This is a genomic window from Cupriavidus sp. SIMBA_020, from assembly GCF_046535395.1.
Lineage (GTDB): Bacteria > Pseudomonadota > Gammaproteobacteria > Burkholderiales > Burkholderiaceae > Cupriavidus > Cupriavidus campinensis.
Window position 1 is genome coordinate 1 of sequence record NZ_JAWRWU010000047.1, and the last position, 547, is coordinate 547.

The window sequence follows — 547 nt, forward strand, 5'->3', positions numbered from 1 at the left end:
GCGATGGTCTGGGTGCCGTCGTACAGCAAGATCGAACCGCAATGGTTCGGGTTTCCGTTCTTCTACTGGTACCAGCTGCTGTGGGTGTTCATTAGCGCGGTGATCACCGCGTTCGTGTACCGGAAGACCAAGCACGGATGGAAGGCCGGCGGCTCGCAGGGAGGTGCGCAATGAACCTCGGCGCCACCTTCGTCTTCGTCCTGCTGTTCATCGGCGTCACCATCCTCGGCTTTCTCGCCGCGAACTGGCGGCGCGGCGATCTCGCCCATCTGGAAGAGTGGGGCCTCGGCGGGCGGCGCTTCGGCACCATCGTCACGTGGTTTCTGCTGGGTGGCGACCTGTACACGGCCTACACCTTCATCGCGGTGCCGGCACTGGTGTTCGGCGCGGGCGCGACCGGCTTCTTCGCGCTGCCCTACACGATCCTGATCTATCCGTTCGCGTTCGTCGTGTTCCCGAAACTGTGGAGCATCGCCAAGCGCCAGGGCTATGTGACATCGGCGGACTTCGTCTCGGCGCGCTACGGCAGCCGCATGCTCGCGCTGGC

The 547-nt window shown here is 64.4% G+C and carries 1 protein-coding gene and 1 pseudogene; both read left to right on the forward strand.

Going from position 1 to position 547, the window contains the following annotated elements; genetic code table 11:
• A partial coding sequence (locus SB751_RS28065) for a DUF3311 domain-containing protein (RefSeq protein WP_410748791.1) occupies nt 1–174 on the forward strand: 174 nt, incomplete at its 5' end.
• A pseudogene (locus tag SB751_RS28070) lies at nt 171–547 on the forward strand (sodium:solute symporter); the annotation flags it as partial. The gene SB751_RS28065 and the pseudogene SB751_RS28070, both read left to right, overlap by 4 nt.